At 39.7% G+C, this 1,004-nt stretch carries 1 protein-coding gene; it reads left to right on the top strand.

Features of this window, described 5'->3' with window-relative positions; translation table 11 throughout:
- Positions 1-882, top strand: an 882-nt coding sequence (locus ACIFQN_RS35700; protein WP_429837787.1) for an RNA-guided endonuclease TnpB family protein, incomplete at its 5' end; no start/stop codon positions are given.
- Between the last annotated feature and the right edge of the window lie 122 nt (positions 883-1,004).

Genomic DNA, 1,004 nt, shown 5'->3' with positions numbered 1-1,004 from the left:
GCTTTGGCAAACGCTCAGATCAACTTGCAGACGGCTTACAAAAACTTTTTTAGTGGAACTGCTGACTTCCCTACATTCAAAAGTAAAAAGGCGAGAAAATCCTATACAACCAATGTTGTAAACGGAAACATTATGCTTATGAATGGTCATATCAAATTACCGAAACTCAAACTTGTGAAGATAAAACAACACAGAGAAATTCCTGCTGAGCACATGATTAAGTCATGTACGATCTCGATGACACCGACAGGAAAATATTACGTGTCAATTCTGACTGAATATGATGTTGAGATGATTCCAAAAGAAATAGAAACGGTTGTTGGATTAGATTTTGCAATGGCTGAACTGTATGTCGATAGTAAGGGTGAGAAAGCCAATTACCCTCGATTCTATCGCCAAACATTAGATAGATTAGCAAAAGCCCAACGAATTCTATCCAGACGTAAGAAAGGTTCTTCACGTTGGAATAAACAAAGGATGATTGTTGCAAAGATTCACGAGAAAATTGCGAATCAACGCAAAGACTTTCTCCATAAAAAGTCATATCATCTCGCTAATACGTATGATTGCGTAGTAATGGAAGACCTTAACATGAAAGGAATGTCACAAGCCCTTAACTTTGGGAAAAGTATCGCTGATAATGCATGGGGCATGTTTACTACACTCCTTCATTACAAGTTAGCCGAACAGGGTAAGAAGCTTATCAAAATAGATAAGTGGTTTCCTTCGTCTAAAACTTGCTCATGTTGTGGTCAAGTAAAGGAATCTCTATCCCTTTCTGAGCGTACCTACCACTGTGAATGTGGTTTTGTGGCGGACAGAGATTGGAATGCCTCAATCAATATCAAAAACGAGGGATTACGCCTGTTAGCATTGACGTAAAACCGCATCAATCATATAGAGCATGGTTCAGGCTCGATAGCTAAGTCAATTTCGTACCGTTATGTGCGATTACCTTAGAAGCCCCCACCTCTAAGCGTTAGCGTAGGTGGAGGGTAGTTCAC

It is taken from the genome of Brevibacillus sp. NRS-1366 (assembly GCF_050467985.1).
This window is presented reverse-complemented; position numbering and strand designations above follow the sequence as displayed.